The sequence below is a fragment of the Amycolatopsis sp. NPDC051371 genome (assembly GCF_040682155.1).
Taxonomy (GTDB): Bacteria; Actinomycetota; Actinomycetes; order Mycobacteriales; family Pseudonocardiaceae; genus Amycolatopsis.
Genome location: NZ_JBFBAG010000091.1, coordinates 1 through 18,658, shown reverse-complemented (window position 1 = coordinate 18,658; position 18,658 = coordinate 1). Strand labels below are relative to the sequence as shown.

The following is an 18,658-nucleotide window of genomic DNA, read 5'->3' as shown; positions in this document are numbered from 1 at the left end:
TGGACCCGACCGGGACGGGCCGCGCCCGATGGACGATGCGCTGGAAGCCAGTGATCAACGCGTTCGCCATCACGTTCGGTGACCGCTGGCCGGGAGCTGAAACCTACTGATCAACAACGCCGGAAACACCGATCACGGGATAGACCCGGTGCGCGCGGCCAGCCGGTTCGTGGGCGTTTGGGAGCTCACACTTATGACCGGGATAGTGCAAGTGCTGAGGCACCAGTCCAACGTGGCGGCCGGTGCCGCTGGTCGGACCGTCCTACCGTGTACCTGGAGACCAGGAGTGTCGCTGCTGAGACACTTCCCGCTCGCGGGAGTAGCTACCGCAGCGAGCCTCATCCAGGTTACAAACTCCTGCGGGGCGCGCGACTCTGGGCGATCACCGCTCTGATCATGTCGAGGGTGACGTCATGGCGGTTGTACTTTTGGCGCAGGTAGGCATGGATGCGTTCCGTTTCCCACCCGGGACGTTGCGCCATGTGCACGATGAGCTGCTGGGTGGCCGCGGAGGGTAATCGAACTGATCTGTTCTCTTTGTGATTCTTGTCGGGCTCTCGATCGTCGTTCGAGATCGGGAAATACGGACGCCTGCCGGTGTCATCGTCGTAGATCATGGGCACCGCCCCCTCCCGAACGACGCTAAGGACAGGGTTCGCCGGGGTCCATGACCGGTCTCGGGCAGGAGACTGCCGATGCCTGGGCGTGTTCATGACCGAATTCGCCCTTGACGCTGCGATCGGTGGGAAGATCGGTGCGCTGGGGCGCCTGGGGTCCGTACCTGGAGCCGTTCGCAGCTGGGACGCGCGGTTACCGGACGAAGGGACTCATCGAGTAGGTGTCCGCCCGCATCGCCGTCGTGGATCCGTTGCCGATGTTCCGGACCGGCCTCGTGACCGTCCTGGAGGCTTCCGGGCACGAGGTGGACGCTCCGGCCGAGGTCGTCGGGTGGGTTCGGCACCAGACCGGCTCGGTGGTGTTGCTGACCTTGCGGTCGGCACGCGACTGGAAGTTGCTGGAGCGGGTGTGCGCTGTGGACAGAGGCCAAGCCGTCATCGCGCTCTTGGAGGACGAGTCACCGGTGGTCGGCGCGCGTGCGGTCCGGTTCGGTGCGCGCTCGGTGCTTCCCCGAGACGTCGACGTGACGACGTTGTTGCGTACCGTGGACGCGACCATCGGCGGGCAGGCGGTGATGCCGATATCCGTGGCGGAGACCCTCGCCGGCGACCCTCGTGATGTGGAGCGTGCCCCGTCGACCGAGCAGTTGTCCTGGTTGCGGCAATTGGCTGGCGGCATGACCGTAGCCCAATTGGCGGATCAGGCTGGCTACTCCGAGCGCGCGATGTTCCGGCTGCTGCAGGGCCTGTACCGGCAGCTGGGCGTGAAAACCAGGCTGCAGGCGATCATGCACGCGAAAGAAGCGGGCTGGTGCTGACGGGTCAGGGGGCGGCGAGTGCCGCGATGGCCGCCTCCAGCCGGTTCGATCGAGGAACCGAGTCGTCGAGCACGCCGAGAATGAGCCGCATTCTGTTCACCAGCGCGGGCGTCGGTGGGGTGAGGCTTCGGGCCGTCCGGAACGCCTCGACGGCGTCTCCGAGACCGGCCCGGCCGGCGAGGTGCAGCCCGCAGATCGCCACGCCCTTGAAATCGTGGGCGGCGAAGTCCCGTTCGTCGTACCGGATGCGCTGGGACGCCTCCTCGCGCAACTGCTTGAACCGCGCTTTCGCCGCGGCGTGGTCATGCTTCTGCCAGTCTGTCAGGGCGTGCAGCGCGAGCACGACGAGCGAGCGGCCCGTCCGTCGGTGGTGCTGCGCTCGCTCGATCACGAGGCGAGCCTTCGCGGCTTCGGCTCTCGACAGGTGGATGAGGCACAGGGTGGTCCGCACCTGGAGGAGCGTGACCGGGTCCCGCAGCCGCAATGCCTCCTCCTCCGCCGCCGCTGCCGCTGACTCGGCGGCTGGGAGATCATCTCGGTCGAACAGCACATCGGCGCGTCCGTCTAGGCAAGATGCGTGGAGCCAGTCGTCGGGGCGTTCGGTGGCGGCGTCTTGGGCGGCGTCGAGGAGCCGTTTGGCGTCGTCGGGCCGCCCGAGTTCCGAAAACCAACGTGCCAGCTTGAGCGCGGTCGTCACGGTTTGGGAGGTCGCGAAGTTCACCGCGTGGGGTGTGTCCGGATAGTCGGTCAGCAGGGGAATCGAGAGCGCGGTCTCTGCGTGGCTGATGGCGGTGCGGTAGTCGCCGCGCCGCCGATGGCAGTCGGCCATGCCCGCCAGCGCACCCATCCGCACCATCGGGTCGTGCAGGCGATGGGCCTCGGTGCTCGCGAGTTCGTAGGTGTCGAGTGCTTTGCGGGTGTCGTTCTTCTCCCAGTACATCGCCGCCAGGTTGCCCTGTATCCGCATTCTCGAGACGTCATCGCTCTGGTCACCCGCGATCTTCAATGCCCTCTTGAAGGCCCGGCCCGCCTTGGTGAATCGTCCTTCGGACGTGTAGATGTCACCCAAAGCGTTCCAGTTGGCCATCGTCAGATGACGGTCGCGAAGCCTTTCGCTTACCTCCTCGCGTTGCTTTCGCAAGAGGTGGCCACAGTTCCATTCGCGAAGTATGCCGTCGATCAGTTCGATCATGTTGTATGCGGCGTCGTGCTCTCGGGAGTTCAACAACGCCGTGAGCTCGGCGAAGTGCACCCGAAGGTCTGCAGGGCCACGAGGATCGAGGTTTTGCAGGTCCGTCAGTTGTGCGGCCGCCAGGAAGTAGAGGGAGGAACGGGCATCCTCCGGTTTGTCCCTGAGGATCAGCTCGCAGTCGTCAGGCGGAACGAAGTAGTCACAGGATGCCGTTCGATGGACGATCAGGCCGGCTGCCAGCATCGACAACGCCTGATGAATCACCGTCGGGGAGAACTCCGTCGGGCTGACGTCGTCGACGAGCTTCTTGACAGCAGTCTCCGGAACGGGGGTGCCGAACGAGGCGAGGGCTTCCAGTACGTGGAGCTGCGGTGGGCTGAGCCGGCTGATGAGGAGCCTGGTGAGGAACGCCGGAACGTCGTCACGGTGCTGAGCGTTCATGCTCTCGGTCAGCCCGGCGAGGTCCAGTTCGCCGTTCGACGCGACGATCGCGGCGTGTGCCAGTTCCGCGAGCCGTGGGTTGCCTGCCAGCTTCCGGTGGAGTACCCGCCGTGAATCTTCGGGCAGGCTTTCGGGATCCATGCGCCCGTGGCGGTCCAACCCGGCAAGGTATGCGGAATAGTGCTTGTCGGACATGCTGGGCACGATCTCGGGAGGGCGTGTCGACCAAGCTCGGTCTTTCGGCGAGAACAGGTCGCACTGTGTCACCAGAAGCACCGTCACCCGGTGCTCGCGTTCGGTCGCAAGCACCTCGAGCGCCTCGTCGAGATCGCGGTCCACCTGGCCGGTCTCGGGGTCCAGCAGGTTCTCGGCCGAGTCGATCGAGACCACGACGCGGGAGCGGCCGAGCCGTCGCAGCTCCGCCTCCAGCCTGACCAGGGGGGACCCGCGGCGCCGGTGTGGAGACGGACGGACGGTTTCCGGCTCGCCGACCACGCAGTCGACGAGCGTCTGCACGTCCAGAGGAGCTGCTGCGGTCACCTCGTATGCGCGGACCTGTGATGGCGCCCAGTAACCGGTTTCGTCCGAAAGTTCCTTCAGCACACTGTTGACCAAGGCTGTTTTGCCGATGCCCCGGGTTCCGTTCAGTGTGACGATGCCTCCCGATTCGCTCGTCAAGCTCGTCCACAGCTTGGTTCTTTCGCCTCGTCGATCCACGAGCGGGGTGGTGGGGACGGCCGGCGCCGGTGTCGAGCCGGCCGCAACGACGATCTGCTTCGCCGGCCTCTCGAGGTACCTTTCCGCGGCGAGAGCGGCCGTGTACAGGCACCACTCCTTCGTCTCGTCCGGTGCGTCGGTGCGCGGGTTCCGGCCGAGGTAGGTGAGCCCGACGCCGACCAGCGACAGCAAGCATTGCCGATCCCACTCGCTGCCCCAGCCTTCGTCGACTCGGGGAGGGCGTGCGCCGTGGACCGCGGCGCTGATCGTCCGGAACGGTTCCATGCCCTCCGGACTGCCGGGGTCCACCAGGACATTGGCGATCTTGTTCCGCGCCTGGGTCTTTCGCACGTCGAAATTGTCGAGCGCGAGGGCCACGAGCAGGTACATCGGATCTCTCGTCAGGGGAGCTCGATCGGAGTATCGATCGCAGTCGATGAGGACGTACGAATCGGCGTTGATCGGATCTGTCGGAATGATGACGTTACGGCCGTTGAGGTCGCCGTGTGCCTTGCCGACGAAGAGGTCCTGGACGGCTTCTTGTCCTTCGGGGCCTGTGAGGAAGCGGAAGGGGTTGGGCAGTTCCCGGGCCCAGCCCTTCAAGGCTATCCGTGGACGCCGGTCGAGAATCCCGTGGTGACGCGCCCAGGCCAGGGCGTCGTCGTGGCGCCTGCCCGTGATCAACGTAATGATGTCCGCCACTTTTCGAGTCTCCCGGCGGACGTGCTTGCCGTTCCAGTCGGTCAACACCGAGCGAACGACGGCAGCGCAATAAGCGGGAAACTCGACCTCGTCGATGAGACTGCCGAGTTGTCGCGATTTTTCCAGGTTGCCGTGGGCGATGTACAGGAAAACAGCGCTCCACTCGCCGAGCGGGATCACCTTGTCCTCCACTTCGGCGATGTGCTTGCCGAAGCCGTGTGGCTTGTGCAGGGAGTTCGCGTCCCGCGATGCCTGCCGGATGTTCGAGACTCTCGTGGCGCCACCGGCCTTGAAGAACTTCAATATCCGTTGGTCGGCGCCGCCGCCGTCCTTCTCGCGCACGACCTTGGCGACCGGTTCTCCGCTGCGGCCGTCGTCGAACCAACCGCGGTGATGCAGGGAAAACTCCCTCTCGGCCAGCCATGTCACGAGGGCGGACATCACGCCCGGCGGGAGGTGCTGCGCCCACTTCTCCTGATCGTGGAGTTGACCCATGCCCGCCTCCGAACCCCTCGGCAACCCGCTACCAGGAATCTAGACTTCGGACGAGATCGATGGCAGCCGTCGTTCGGTCGAGCACGTGGCTCACCGGGAGCGCGAAGGGACTCGGCCGTCGGATCGCCGGTCCGTCGGCGCCGGGAGGCGGCGGTCGCGGACTCGAGCGGACGCGGGCGAGGCTGCGTGGATCGAGGCCGTCGTGTCCGGGGTTGTACGAGATCCCGTCTCGCGCTCCGTTCCGGGGTCGGGTCTGACGGACCGTGGAACCGGTCCACGACGACGAAGGAGAAAAACCGATGTGGCGATCCGGCACCAACCGCATGATCTTTCCGCCTCCGCCTCCGCCTCCGCCTCCGCCTCCGCTCTCCTGCGGGGCCCATCTGCTCACCGGACTCTCCTGCCTGATCGACCTGGCGTCGGTGTGGCGTTACGCGCCGTCCATGGCGGTGGTGTTCCTGACGGTCGGGTCGGCCGTCCTGCTTCTCGCTGGTGCGTCTGCCGGGCAGGCAGCGCTCTTCTCGGAAGAGGTGGAGTGTGTCCGAACCTGCGATCGTTGCCACCCGTGACGACTTCTCCCGCCAGCTGGTGCTGCTCCGGGAAGAGGCGGGGCTGACCGTCCGGGAACTCGCTCGGGCGATCGGCGTGCCGGCCAGCACGTTGGGCGGCTACTTCACCGGGGCCCATCTGCCGCGACCGGGCAGCAAGGCGTTCCGCGATCTCCTGAGAGCGTGCGGCGTCCTGGATGCGCCGGCCGTCGCCGCTTGGGACCTCGCGCTGCGCCGTGCGCGCCGTCCCGGCGGCGGGCGAGGCGAAAGAAGCGCCGAGGCGCCACCGGAGCACCCGGCCCCGCTCGCGGTGTCGACGAGGGCGCCGACGGATCGGCTCGCACGCCAGCCACGGGTGCGCGGCCGAGCGGACCTGCTGAAAACGCTGGCGACGGTGTTGCGCCGGACCCCTGGGGCAGAGCCGGCTCCTGCCGTCCGTGTTCTGCACGGGCTCGGCGGCAGCGGCAAGAGCACGCTGGCGCTGGCGCTGGCGCGCCAGGCGGAACGGCAAGGCATCCGCGTGTGGTGGGTGGCGGCCGGTGATCCCGTGCTGTTCACGGCGAGCGTGCAGGCGGTCGCGGTCGACCTGGGGATCGCGCCCGAGCACCTCCGGCTCGGCAGCCTGCCCGACCGAGTGTGGACGTGCTTGAACGGGTATGACCGCCCGTGGCTGCTGGTGTTCGACGGGGTGGACGACCCACTCCGGTTGGCACTGCCCGGCGGAGGCATCGCCGACGGCAACGGCTGGGTTCGGCCGATCGAGTCCGCGTGGGGCGCGGTCGTGGTCACCACCCGCAACCGCGACTCGCGTCACTGGACCGCGTCCGATGAGCGGTGGGTTCAGCTGCACGCGGTCGATCCCCTGACCCCCGACGCCGGCGCCCACGTCCTGCTCGAACTGGCCGGGGACGCCGCCGGCGACCTCGCCGCCGCCCAACGACTGTCCATCCGGCTCGGAGGCCTGCCGCTCGCGCTGAGCCTCGCCGGCCGCTACCTCGGAGAGGTCACCGCCATGCCACCGAGCTTTGCCGACCCGGGCGACGCCGCCGGGTTCGACGACTACGTCAACGCCATGGACGAAGGGAAACATCACGAACTTCTCGACGGCTCGACCGCACCGGACGGAGGTGACCGGGAGACGATCGGGCGTACCTGGGAGCTGTCGCTGGACTTGCTTGCCAAGGCGGGTGTTCCCGAGGCACGCCGAGTGCTGCGGCTGTTGTCCTGCCTTCGGCACGGGCCCATCCCGATCGATCTGCTGCGCCCCGACCTCCTGGCCGCCTCCCCGCTGTTCCCCGGGCTGACCGCACGCAGGCTTTGGCAGTCGATCAAAGAACTGGCCAACGTCGGTCTGGTCGACCGGCAGCCGACGGACGACGACGCTGGTGAGTCGGTTGTCCTGCACCCGCTGGTGCGCGAAGTGTCCCGGCGGCAGGACGACATGGCGGGCGACGCGGCCGCCTATCTGGCGCTCCTGGCCGCGCTGCTGTCGGGCGCAGTGGGCGACCTCGACCCGAAGCACCCCTCTTCGTGGGCACGGTGGTCGGCGCTGGCGACGCACTGCGCTGCTCCGCTCGACCTGGTCGCCGAGCAGGGGCCGGGCCACGTGGCGGATGCGGTCGCCCTCGTGGAACCGGCCCTGGCCGCGACCCGCTACCTGCGTGCGGCGGGCCACCCGGCGAAGGCCGCCGAAGAGTGCGCTGCCGCTCTGGCCGCCGTGCGGCGCCTGTTGGACCGAGACGACCCCGTCGTCCTCGCGCTGCGCCATGAGCAGTGCCGCAGCTGGTACGACGCCGGGCGCTACGACCAGGCGAAACATGACCTGCACGACGTCCTGGAACGCCGTCGCCGGGTGCTGGGTGCAGACCACCCCGACACCGCGACCTCCGCTCATTACCTCGGCCGGGTCCTGTTCGACCATGGGCTGCTCGAACACGCGCGGCGCTACTTCGCCGAAGCGCTCGACGCTCGTCGTAGGGTGCTCGGCGAACGCCACCCGGACACCCTCACCAGCTTCAACAACATGGCCGCCGTGCACCTCGAACGCGGGCGGACGACCGATGGAGAGGAAGCGCGCCGCGAACTCGACATCGCCGAGGAAATGCTCCGGGAAGTACTGAAGGCCCGGCTTGAGGTGCTCGGCGAGGACCACCCGGCCACCCTCGTCACGTACCACCACCTCAGCCGGGTGCTCCAGGCACGCGGCGACCTCGACCAGGCCGAACGTCTCGTCCGCCGTCTCGTCGACGTGAGTGTTCGCGTCCTCGGGCCGAACCACCGCCGCACCCTCGATGCGCGCCAACTGTCTGCCGACGTCCGGCATGCGCGAGGCGATGCGGCCGAAGCCGACGAGCTGACCAGGCAGGTTCTTCACGCCCGGGAACAGGTGCTCGGACCTGATCACCCGGCGACCCTGGTGTCCCGGCACCGCTTGGCCTTGGTGCTGCATGACCTGGGCAGCGTTCGCGAAGCACGTGATCTCCTCGCCGAAGTGGTCGCCGACCGGGAGCGGGTGCTCGGGAGCCGGCATCCGATGACTCTCCGCGCGTCAGCCGACCTTGCGGTACTGGAGGAACGGTGATCAACCCACCACGGGACCTGGCCGAATTGCTGACTCAGGTCGATGCGCTGATCCGCCGGCTTCGAGCGGACTACCAGGCGGCGCGGGGAGACGCCGACCTCGCCACCACGAACGCCGGCCGCGGCGAGGACGAAAACCCCTGGGCCGGAGTTTCCGTGCGGTCGTCCGCGCGGGCCGACACCCGTCTCCTGCCCGGAAAAGAAGCCTTCGGCGTGGCGGCCCGGCGTCCCGAGCCACCGATCGGTCACGCACCAGGACCGTCGCCCGTCCGCCTCCGGCCTGCCGACGTGGCGAGGCGACCACCGAACCCGCCGCACACCCTGCGGATGGGGTTCGTCGTCGACGTCGTCGGCTATGGCCTGCGGCCCTGGCACCTGCGCGGCTTGGTGCAGCGGCGGGTCTCCGACCTGAAGGACGCAGTTCTGGAGCACCTCGACGTCGATCCTCGCGACGTCGACCAGCAAGGCACGGGGGATGGTGTCCTGGTGTTCCTGCCGGTGGACCTGGACGTGCCGCGTGCGGTGTCGCGGCTGCTCAGCGGCTGGCGGGACTTTCTGGACGAGGACAACCGGCTGTACCGGGATCGCCTCCGGCTCCGCATGGCGGTGGTGCTCGGGCCGGTCGCGCCCGGTCCGCTGGGGTTCGTCGGCTCGCCCGCGATCGTTGCCGGGCGGTTGCTGAACAGCGGTGTCCTTCGAGCCGCGGCAGTGGACAACCCCGGCGCCGACATGGTGGTGCTGCTGTCCGACGCACTCCATTCCTTCGCCGTGGATCCTGCGGATCCGGCGTTCACCCGCCACTGGGTGGATGTGAAGGATTTTCGCGGCCATGGGTGGCTGTGGGTCGGATGACCGCTGTCGCACGGCGACCGAGCGCCCCTTCGCTGTGCGATTGCGGCGGGGTGGTTCAATCGACCTTCTCCGCCCGTCGCAACCCCCGAGAAGAAGGACTTTCCAATGTCGCTGACGGCGTGCTCGCACAGCGTGGTCGTGCACGGTGAATGTGCCGGAGGGGCACGGTGAGCGGCCGAGTCGACGCGCCGCTGGCAGCGCGTATCGGGGCGGCCGCGGCGCAGGCGTTGAAAGAGCACGGCGAGGGTAAGGGCTGCGACTACTCCCTGCGTAAATGGTTCGAAAACGGGCGTACTTCGGCAATCGTCGCCGCGGTGTACGAGAACGACAACACCCGAAGCCGCACGACAAAATTGGTGCTCAAGACCGTCGGAAGCGCGGACGAGCCGATCGAAGAGGCGGAGTTCGCCCGCCATCGGCTTGCTGTGGAGGAAGCGCCCGGGAACTTCGCCCAGGCCCATCTGGCCCGGCTGTGGGGCGACCCGATCCGGGTGGGTGACGGGACGTGGCTCGCGTTGCAGGAGGTCGCAGGCGAAGGGGGCGGTGAGATCGAACCGATGGCGGTGCTGCTCGGCCACGTGCTCGGCGACGTGCCGTCCGGAGCCGCGGGATCCGGAGCGGTGGACATCGACCCGGATGGGTTCGCTCGGGCCTGCGGCTCGGTGGTCGGGACTGTGCTGCACGAGTGGGTGGGGCCCCCGTACACGCCGGATGTCACGAATGTCGCCGCCTTTCTCCGCCACCACACCGGCAGCCGCCCGACCGAAACCACAAGGCTGCTTCCGTATGCGCGGCAATACGCCGGCCAAACCATCGAACTCGACGAAGAACCCGGCCGTCTGGTGAACCCGTTCGCATTGGCCGGGGGAACCTTCTTCGGCCAGGCGGAATTTCCGATGCTCTCCGGCAGGACCCACGGCGATCTGCACATCGACAATGTGCTCATGGTCGCCCATCCTCAGGTCGACGACAGGAAGTTCTTCCTCATCGACCTGGCGCGATACGAGCCGGCTGGGCCGGTCACCCGCGATCCCGTGCATTTCGTGCTGCACCTGTTGGCGCGGCACGGGGTGGGTAAGTCCGTGGAGCATCGGGGCCGATTGATCGATCTGCTGCTGCACCCCGAGGACCGCCGTGCGCAGGACATGCTGCCGGCCTGGGTGGTGAAGATCGTGACGGCAGCGGACTCCGCCGGACGTGAGTGGGCGAAAGCACCCAAGCTCGTCGACGAATGGCGCGTGCAAACGCTGCTGTCGTTGGTCGGGTGCTCCTTGCGGCTACTCGGACGGAAGTCGACCAAAGACGAAGACCGTCTCTGGTTCCTCCGGCTGGCGGCCAGGGCGGCCGAAAGGTTCGTCGCCTCCATGGCCGACATGCCGCTCGCGGTCGGGCCGGTCGGGCAACCGGCCTCGAACCAGGAACGGCCGGCTGCGGAGCCGGACGGGCTTTCGGCACGGTCGGCGTTCCTGCGCAGGACGCTGCACATCAGAAGGGTGCATCAGGAGGTGCGGCGCACCCTGGTCGACGAGTCGGTCGTGCCCGCCCTGGTGGGGGAGGAGCCTAGTGCCGTCGTTGTCCGGGGAGATGCGGGTGCGGGGAAGTCCACGATCGCCGGCCAGATCTACGACGCCTTGGCCGAGCGCGACGACGTCGTGCCGCTCGTCACGCCCTGCCAGCACATCGACGAGCTGCCGACGTCGGTTGACCAGTTCGACCAGGCGGTCGGAGCCCTGATCGACGCGACGTCGTCGGCGAGCGTCGCGGTCCGGGAGCTGACCGCAGCCGGCCGGCGGCCGGTCCTCATCCTGGACACCGTCGACAACCTCTTGGAGCAACGCACCGCCAAGATCATCGTCGACTTTCTCGTCAGGGTGATGCAGGAGGGCGCGTCGGTCGTCCTGACTACACGCCCGTTCCACTTCAACGCGTGGATCAAGCCTCACGAGGCGAGGTTCGCCGGCGCGCTGCGTGCACCGGTTTCCGTGCCTTTGCTCGACCGCGAAGAGGTGCTGACCCTCGTTGCCGGGTACCTCCGGGTCCATCCCTCCGAGCACGTTCCGGATGCCAGGGCCTTCGGCGAGCGTGTCTGGGACATGTCCAACGACCGGCTCGGGATGCAGCTCATCGTTCGCAACCCGTACTTCCTGCTGATGTTGTGCGAAACGTTCGGGCCCGCGGGCGTCGTCCCGCCCGAGATGACCACCTCCCGGCTGTGCGACCAGTACGTGCAGGTTCGGGTCTACGGCAGCCGCAAGTACCCGGAAGGCCACGACGTGCTCAAGGGCAAGCGGCAGCTGTGGCAGCTCGTCGCGGGTGAGCTGTGGCGGCGGTCGGGTGACAGGCTCGCACTCGCTGTTCCCCAGTCGTGGCTGGACGAGCAGGTCGGTGACCAGAACGCGTTAGAGGATCTCTTGAGCGAGGAGGTACTGGTCAGGTCACCCGCGGATCCGACGTCGGTCCAGTTCAACCACCAGTTCCTGGCCGAGTTCGGGATGGCGATCCACCTGCGGGACCACGGAGTGGCCGAGCTGCACGCCCTGCTCGACGGCATGCTGGGCGCACCGGGATCCCGCTGGTTCGCGTGGCCGATCGTGCGCCACGTGCTCGCCAGGGCGCACAGCACCGCCGACCTGGATGCCACGCTCGATCGGATGAACCTGGCGGAGAACTACGCCTACCAGGTCGCCGCGCAAGGATTGGTGGAGCAGGCGTTCCCCTGCTACCTGGCGAAGCTCGCGGACTACGAGCAGAACTACGCGGCGCTGTTCGAGCTGCAAGTCCTGTACTTCGTCGACGACTCCAAAGTCGGCGAAGCGTTGACCTTGCTCACCGACATCATAGTGCGCGGGGACGCCGAGTGCGCGGCCCAGGCCAGCGCGGTCGCGGGCCGGCTCGCTGCCCGGTCAGCCGAAGTGGCGCTGGACAACGCCGCGGCCATCGGTGGACTGCTGGATGCCGTGCTCCTGGTGCGCGAACGGCAAGCCGCGGCCAGCCCACGAGATGCAAGTCCACCCGACCAGTTGCTGGAAAGCGTGATCGGTCCCTTGGCGAACCGTGGCGTCGTCCTCCCGGCGGACCTCTTGAGAAAGGCACGTTCGCTGGTCGCGGGCGGAACCCCCGTCTGCGCGCGTGTCGTGGTCCGCCTCCACTTGGTGCCCGGAGTGGCTGCGTCGGAGCGGCAGGCGCTGCTCACCGAGCTGCTCGCGTATCGCTCTGCCGGCAAAGTGGGGGAGCTCGGGGCCGACCTGGTCCTTCGAACGGTCGTCTGGGACCTCGAGTCCGACGCGCTCCCCGAACCCGGTGGGCGCCACGTCCGCCCGGCTGACTTCCTGGAGAGTGGAGACAAAGCGAGTGGGCCGTTGCGGGCGGCCGCGCTGGCCGCCGCCGCCCAGAAGGATCCCCGCTTGCGACCCGTGGTGGTCGAGATGTTCTCCGCCGGTGCCACGTCGAGCTCCGAAGCAGGCAACCGCTCGCTGATCTGCCTCCAGGAGGTGATCAAGCGAGGTGGGCAAGCGTGGCTCCTCGCGGAACTCGCGAAGCGCGCCCGCCAGCACCCCGTAAGCCTCTCGCCGCGGCTCAAGGGCGTGGTGAAGCACCTCGCCCTGAACGTTCCCGACCGCGAGGTGCGGCACGGCTGGGCCGACTGGCTCGCTCCTCATCTGATCGAGGGGCGCTACACCGACATCGAGAGCTACCTGTTGCTCGGATGGGATCACGACGAGCACCGGAAGAACGCGGAGAAGGCGTACCTGCTCCTTCCGCCGAAGGAACGGGAATCGATTGTCGCCAAGTTCGCCGAGAAGCCGGCACCGGGCAAGGAGGCCGTGGTGCGTCTGCTGCTGAAGGGGCTGCCCGATGCGACGCCGCTCGTGCGTGTGCGGGCGATGGACATCAGTGGTGACCACGAGCCGGCGGGATTGGTGGACCTGGTGGGCGCCGAGGCTCGTTTGGTGTCCGCGCAGGCGATGACGCGCCTGGAGCAAGCCGCCCGCGCGGGGAGTCCCTGGCTACGGCCGGAGATGCTCGACCGGTACGCGAACAGCGACGCTCCCGGTATCCGTGCCGGAGTGCTGAAGATCCTCATTCCCCTCGTCCGAAAGAATGTGGGCGACGTCGACGGCGTGGTCACCCGCTGGACGGCCGCGGCAGCAGATCGCCCGGCGGACGAACTGCAGGGTTCGGCGCAGGAACAGGCACGCCTGCTCCTGCTGTGTCATTCGTACCTGCGCGACGACCGCGGCTCGGCGCCGGCCGCCTTGGCCGCCATCATCCGTTATGTCGACCGATGCGTGACGTCTCCCGTTCCCCGGGAGGCCGGCCGTGAACTGGTCGCTCTGGTGAAGACGGCCGCCTCGCGCGCGGATGTGTCGACGCGTGCGGTAGCCGCCCGGTGGATCATCGACCTGCTCAACCGAATCGACATCGCAGATGTGCGCGCCGGCAGATCGTTCGTGAAGGAGACGCTGGGGAAACTACTGGAGCGCGGCCACCTCACCCTCCGGGGCTTGACGGCGCAGGTCAAGGCCTGGCCATCCGACAACGTGAAGGTTGTGGTGGATGTAATCATGAGACATGACCCGGCCGGCAACCACAGTTCCCTGCTGGATGTGCTCTGGGATGCCGATAAGACTGGTGAAGTCCGGTCTTACATCGCTGCCGTCCGTGTAAAGGACCGATAACCGCTTGGCAAGTCCACAGGGGTAGCTATGGGGTTCGGACGACGTTGCTGGTGTCAGATGCTGATCGGTCCCCCCTCACAGCGGGTACGGCAGTGGCCGACTGACCCGAGCACACCGGGTTGGTGACTTGTCCGCAGCCGCAAGATCTAGAGTTGCCCCTTGGGGCCGGACACCTTGATTCCAGGCGGTGGTCTGAAGGGAAGCTGTCCTGGTGTCTCGCAGGTCGAAGTATCCGGAGTAGTTCCGTCGTGACGCGATCGAGCGACCGGCACGGACCATCCCGTCCGCCGCCGCGACGGAGACCGGAGATTCAGGCGCTGGACACCGCGTCCCGGGCACCGGCCAGCCATGGGTCGAGCTGGGCGATCCGCCCCCGGACGTCCGGCCGGTCCGGATAGGTCTCACGCACGAATGCCACGAACCGCTCGCAACAGGCCAGCAGAGCGGGCATCAGCTCGGTGACCGGGGTCGGCAGGACCGGCCAGGTCAGTACGCCGCCCGCGATGCGCTGCGCCGTGCTGCTGGCTTGATAGCGTCAACGAGGGCACGGTAAGCCGGTGACACATTGCGCACGCGTGGATTCGTCATGACCTCGGCACTCCGTCGCCGATGCGGTGCCAGCGTGTCGCAGCGAGGTCGTCGAAGACCGCCTCCGGCACAGGGCCGACGTCCATGATCTTTAAAAGCAGCCCCGACGTGAGATCTTCGTTCGTCGGCTTTACCCACGTCAGCCACTCATCGCCAGGCAGCAGTACTTGTCGGCGCTCGCCCGTGGGGGCGCATTCGACGACGAATGTCTCGCTACGGCCGATGACGTGCAGTGCGACGGCGTCGATGTTCACGACAGGCTCGGGCCCGGTGTTCCGCACGAACACCTGCACGCCGCTGCTGCCTTCGGAGCCTGCTACTCCGCCGACGATGTAGAAGGCCTGCACGCGAAGCCGTTCGGCGTCTCTCCCGCCGCCTCTCGTCGCTGGCGATCCGGAGGGCGACCCACGGCGGCGACCAATGCGCCCAGGCCGCCGAACCACTGACCGACGCCGGCCCAGTCGCCAGGGCTTAGTGGTCGGTTTCGGAAGTTCTTCGGGGGTTGTGAGGCCCGTCGGTCAGTAGGGGTTGTCGAGGTAGAGACCGCAGGCGCAGTCGAGGGCTTCTTCGGGGCTGCCGCTGGGGAACCCGGAGGGCAGGATCTGGTTTTCGTAGCGGTCGCTGCTGGCCAGGTAGAGCCCGAAACCCCAGTGCCGGGCTGAGCCGCCGTAGCGGAGCCGGATCAAGGGTTGCACTGTCCCGTCGGGCAGGTGCGCCTCGACGTAGACGAACGCGCCCCGGTAGCGGAACTCCAGCTCACCGGCCTGGGGCCAGTGGGTTGCGGCGTGGGCGCGCAACCGTTGCCCGACAGATGTCTTCGTGGACTCCGGTGGGGTGGCCATGACCGACATCGTGCCCCACCGCCATCCTGGGCGCCCGTCTTGACTCCTCGATCATGAAACGAGCCCTGTTGCGATGCCCGTGGTCCAGGCCTGCCCCGTGACGGTGACCGGCGCGATCCGGCGGGTGCTGACCAGGCGGTCCCGAGGTCAGAAGACGCCGTATCGGGACAAGGTCCGGGCGCAGATCGTGCTGCTGGCCGCCCGTCGGTGGTCCAACACGGCGATCGCGGCGCAGGTGGGCATCACGGTGGACACGGTCCGGACCTGGCGTGGCCGGTTCGCGGAGCAGGGGCTGGCGGGGTTGGCCGATCGGGCCCGCTCGGGCCGGCCGTCGCGGTTCACCCCGGTGCAGGTCGCGCAGGTCAAGGCGCTGGCCTGCCAGTTTCCGGCCCGTGCGGGGGTGGCGTTGTCGCGATGGTCGTGTCCGGAACTGGCCCGGGAGGTGGTGGGTCAAGGCATCGCGGAGGCGATGTCGGCCTCGACGGTGTGGCGGTGGCTGGCGCGGGAGGCGATCAAACCCTGGCAGTACCGGTCCTGGCTGTTTCCGCGTGACCCGGACTTCGCCACCAAGGCCGAGCGGGTGCTGGACCTGTATGAACGTCGCTGGGCGGGCAGGAAACTAGGCCCACGGGAATATGTGATCTCCAGTGATGAGAAGACCTCGATCCAGGCCCGGTGCCGATGCCACCCTGCCTTGGCGCCGGGTCAGGCGCGGATGATGCGGGTCAACCATGAGTACGAGCGGGGCGGCGCGGTGGCGTATCTGGCCGCCTACGACGTGGCGCGGGCGCGGGTGTTCGGGCGGTGCGCGGCCTCGACGGGGATCGTGCCGTTCATGGCGCTGGTCGAGCAGGTCATGACCGTCGAGCCGTATGCCTCGGCGAAGCGGGTGTTCTGGGTGGTGGACAACGGGTCCTCCCATCGTGGCCAGGCCGCGATCGATCGTCTGGCGAAGCGATTCCCCAATGCGGTCATGGTGCACACGCCGGTCCACCCATGGCCGGCCATCGCTTTGGGAAGTGATCCCGATGACTTCGATCACGACTGGAGGCCAGTTGAACATGCGAGTGTCGAGCTGGTCAAGGCGATGGCTGCCTCTGATATCGGGTTCGGGGCCAGAGGCGACGAGATTTGGAACATCTTGCTCTCCGAGGCCCAGAATCGCGACGAACCATCAGGTACTTCAGGCGAACAGTTCGACGCGTTGACAAGCGCAATCAATCGACCGTGCACAAAAGCTCTAGAAACGGTTTTGTCGTTTCTGGGGCACGAGTATAGGCTGAACGGCACGGTCATGCCGGAAGCTCTCGAACTGTTGTCTTCCATCCTGCAATTGGACGGTAGAATCGGCGTGGAACATCGCGCCATCCTTGCAACTAGAATCGAATTCCTCCGCCACATCGCACCAGCTTGGTTTGAGCAGCACCACGGCGAACTCTTCGGCGGCGATTCGCCCTCAGAACTGGGTCAGGTCACTGTGGACCTAGCTGTTAGATGGGGGCAAGTCAACAAGTGGCTCCTTGACAGCTACCCAAGTTCGGTCAGAGATGCCGTTGAGCATGCTCTTGAGCATTATCTAGTCTCCCTTCGCGACTGAAGCAATCCCTCCATCGGATTGACAGTCTCCTCGGGGATCGCACCCGCCTTTCTTGCTGACCGGAATTTCGCGTCTAGCCAACGTAAAGCACCGTCGTCAGAGAGATGCAACGTGGAAAGTATGAACTCACTGAAAGATAGCGAGCGAGCTTTGAGTAATTCTCCAATCTGATATTTGACCATCGCCTGAAGTGACCGATTGGTCCTATACCAGTAGCCAGTTTGGATGTTCCAATACCGACTAAGTACCGCTTGTTCGACGTATGAGAGGGCTTTCTCTCGAACGGCAACCGCAACCTTGGTATCCAAGAGTCCATCCCAATCCGTCTTGGCAGGCACTCGTAAGGCCTCGAAGATCGGCCCTGGCGCGACTGCTTGACCGAAGGGTAGCCCGGAAAATGCGCTGTCGTCGATAAGATAAGCGAGCTTGTCCACATCCACCGGGTTAGAAAGAAGGCCAGCCAGAAAGCCTTGAATAGGCGATGTAGGATTCGCTTGACGTCTTCGCATTTCTGCCCATTCCAGGCCTGCGCATTCGGTCAGAACATCACCTAGATTCCTCCCCTTGGAATCTCTCGTACCTCGCAGTTCGGCGTATTCATCCTTACCGTCAGTAGACATCAGTTCATTGAGCAGCTCATGATCTGCTAATAGTCCAGCACTCCGCACATTTGGCTGACCACGATCGTGAAGAAAGTCTTCGAACATGTGCTGAAAATGATAGCGTCCGACTGAATCAAGCAAGGCCATGAATAACGCACAGTCGACATCCTTTGTGGCTACACTGATTCTAAAACGCCAATCATCGAGCTGGTGACATATCGCCGTGCGAGCGAGGTCGTAGGTATGAAGCGCATGAACGAAACGGGTATGGGTAGCTCCCGGAAGGACATAATGCAACAAATCCAATTGCGGCAAGTTATGCAATCGCTGGAACAATGGGTGAGATATCACCGCATCAACTCTGGTCGAACACGGAACTCGAGCCCGACTGGTCGGGAGGATCACGCCTTTTTCCGGAACGGGCGCAAGCTCCGCAAGGCCAAGTGGTGAGATTTTACTAAAGGGAAGGCGTTTAAGTGCTTGCTCTACGTCGAGTGCTGATCTAAAATAGTCACTCGAATCCCCTGGATTGTCGAGCCGGCGACGCATATCATGCAAGGCTTCCATATTGACCCGGCCTAGATGGGCGGCGAGCGTTGCTTCAACCGCCGGTTCAGCTAGGAGGCGGCCGATGACAACGCCGAAGGCATGCAGGTCCAACCAAGGAAATTGGAGGCGCAGTTCTCGTCGACTCACTTGCGGACGATTTCGATTTGCAAATACAGGACGCAGCACGTCAGGAACGTAATCAGCAGTCGCAAAATAGTAGGTGTATTCGTCCCTGCGAGAGTCTGCTGGATCGTGATCCTGGGGTGGAACATGGTGACTAATGCCCAGGTCAATTATGACAGCCGATGGAGACTCCTGCGCCAGCGCGCCCGACCGAATCATGATGTTCTTCGGCTTTATGTCACAGTGAAGTACGTTTTTGCCATGCAGATAGACAAGGCCGCGCAGGACCTGGCTCAGTACATCGATAATATCCGCCCCCGTCGTGCCCGCTTGCCCGACATATTCATCGAGCGGCAGGCCGTCGATGAAGTCGGTCACCACGAACGGGCATTCTTTTCCTTCCTTGGTTTGCAGGACGCCGAAGTCGGTTATTTTCACAATGTTTTCATGGCTTAGAGAGCCAAGAGTATCGACTTTCCGTGTGGAAGTTTCGCGAGAATAGACTCGGGTCTATCTGCTCAATTAGGTCGTCGCGTGGTAGTATTAGTTTGACGGCGCGATGCAACCGCTCACGATAGATCGCCCTGAAGACAATGCTGGACCCGCCATCGCCGACGGGCTTAGTACTGCAACGGCAGTTACGTGAGTGGGTAGCCGCGGCGTTTGTAGTGACTGAGGCGGGCTTGGTGTTGTCGTCGGCGGCGGAAGCATGACCA

General features: G+C 65.9%; 9 protein-coding genes and 1 pseudogene. 5 read left to right on the top strand and 5 right to left on the bottom strand.

The genetic code is table 11. The features are described from left to right. Positions 1–347: 347 nt before the first annotated feature. The gene (locus AB0M59_RS52585) at positions 348–617 is read right to left on the bottom strand and encodes a hypothetical protein (RefSeq protein WP_364631694.1); all 270 of its coding nucleotides are present in this window, start codon (positions 615–617) and stop codon (positions 348–350) included. Between the two features lie 221 nt (positions 618–838). On the opposite strand from AB0M59_RS52585, the gene AB0M59_RS52580 reads away from it, so the two are divergent. Continuing rightward, positions 839–1,435 (top strand): DNA-binding response regulator, encoded by a 597-nt coding sequence (locus AB0M59_RS52580; protein WP_364631692.1) that lies wholly within the window; start codon positions 839–841, stop codon positions 1,433–1,435. A 4-nt stretch (positions 1,436–1,439) separates the two neighbouring features. Here the strand turns inward: AB0M59_RS52580 and AB0M59_RS52575 are convergent, their stop codons facing one another. Further along, positions 1,440–4,982, bottom strand: coding sequence for a tetratricopeptide repeat protein (locus AB0M59_RS52575; RefSeq protein ID WP_364631689.1), 3,543 nt, complete (start codon positions 4,980–4,982; stop codon positions 1,440–1,442). A 537-nt stretch (positions 4,983–5,519) separates the two neighbouring features. On the opposite strand from AB0M59_RS52575, the gene AB0M59_RS52570 reads away from it, so the two are divergent. The 3 genes from AB0M59_RS52570 (at position 5,520) to AB0M59_RS52560 (ending at position 13,641) form a co-directional block, all read left to right on the top strand. Further along, positions 5,520–8,111 carry a tetratricopeptide repeat protein gene (locus AB0M59_RS52570; protein ID WP_364631687.1) on the top strand — a complete coding sequence of 864 codons (2,592 nt, stop codon included), beginning with the start codon at positions 5,520–5,522 and terminating at the stop codon, positions 8,109–8,111. A gap of 326 nt (positions 8,112–8,437) precedes the next feature. Then, positions 8,438–8,962: a hypothetical protein gene (locus AB0M59_RS52565; protein WP_364631684.1), complete on the top strand. Its 525-nt coding sequence runs from the start codon at positions 8,438–8,440 to the stop codon at positions 8,960–8,962. A gap of 167 nt (positions 8,963–9,129) precedes the next feature. Then, on the top strand, positions 9,130–13,641 hold the full coding sequence (locus AB0M59_RS52560) for an NACHT domain-containing protein (RefSeq protein ID WP_364631681.1): 4,512 nt from the start codon (positions 9,130–9,132) through the stop codon (positions 13,639–13,641). A 584-nt stretch (positions 13,642–14,225) separates the two neighbouring features. On the opposite strand, the gene AB0M59_RS52555 is transcribed toward AB0M59_RS52560, so the two are convergent. Both AB0M59_RS52555 and AB0M59_RS52550 read right to left on the bottom strand, forming a co-directional pair. Next, positions 14,226–14,576 (bottom strand): hypothetical protein, encoded by a 351-nt coding sequence (locus AB0M59_RS52555; protein WP_364631679.1) that lies wholly within the window; start codon positions 14,574–14,576, stop codon positions 14,226–14,228. A gap of 171 nt (positions 14,577–14,747) precedes the next feature. Beyond that, positions 14,748–15,071, bottom strand: a complete 324-nt coding sequence (locus AB0M59_RS52550; RefSeq protein WP_364631677.1) for a hypothetical protein — start codon at positions 15,069–15,071, stop codon at positions 14,748–14,750. A 73-nt stretch (positions 15,072–15,144) separates the two neighbouring features. On the opposite strand from AB0M59_RS52550, the gene AB0M59_RS52545 reads away from it, so the two are divergent. Continuing rightward, complete coding sequence (locus tag AB0M59_RS52545) at positions 15,145–16,668, top strand: IS630 family transposase (RefSeq protein WP_364631674.1); 1,524 nt, start codon at positions 15,145–15,147, stop codon at positions 16,666–16,668. On the opposite strand, the pseudogene AB0M59_RS52540 reads toward AB0M59_RS52545, so the two are convergent. After that, positions 16,644–18,419: pseudogene (locus AB0M59_RS52540) on the bottom strand (protein kinase); the annotation flags it as partial. The gene AB0M59_RS52545 and the pseudogene AB0M59_RS52540 sit on opposite strands and share 25 nt — an antisense overlap. Between the last annotated feature and the right edge of the window lie 239 nt (positions 18,420–18,658).

Bases quoted from the DNA above. Each gene is read 5' to 3' on its own strand.
- AB0M59_RS52585 (WP_364631694.1), bottom strand. From the start codon at position 617: ATGATCTACGACGATGACACCGGCAGGCGTCCGTATTTCCCGATCTCG.
- AB0M59_RS52575 (WP_364631689.1), bottom strand. From the start codon at position 4,982: ATGGGTCAACTCCACGATCAGGAGAAGTGGGCGCAGCACCTCCCGCCG.
- AB0M59_RS52565 (WP_364631684.1), top strand. From the start codon at position 8,438: ATGGGGTTCGTCGTCGACGTCGTCGGCTATGGCCTGCGGCCCTGGCAC.
- AB0M59_RS52550 (WP_364631677.1), bottom strand. From the start codon at position 15,071: ATGGCCACCCCACCGGAGTCCACGAAGACATCTGTCGGGCAACGGTTG.
- AB0M59_RS52545 (WP_364631674.1), top strand. From the start codon at position 15,145: ATGCCCGTGGTCCAGGCCTGCCCCGTGACGGTGACCGGCGCGATCCGG.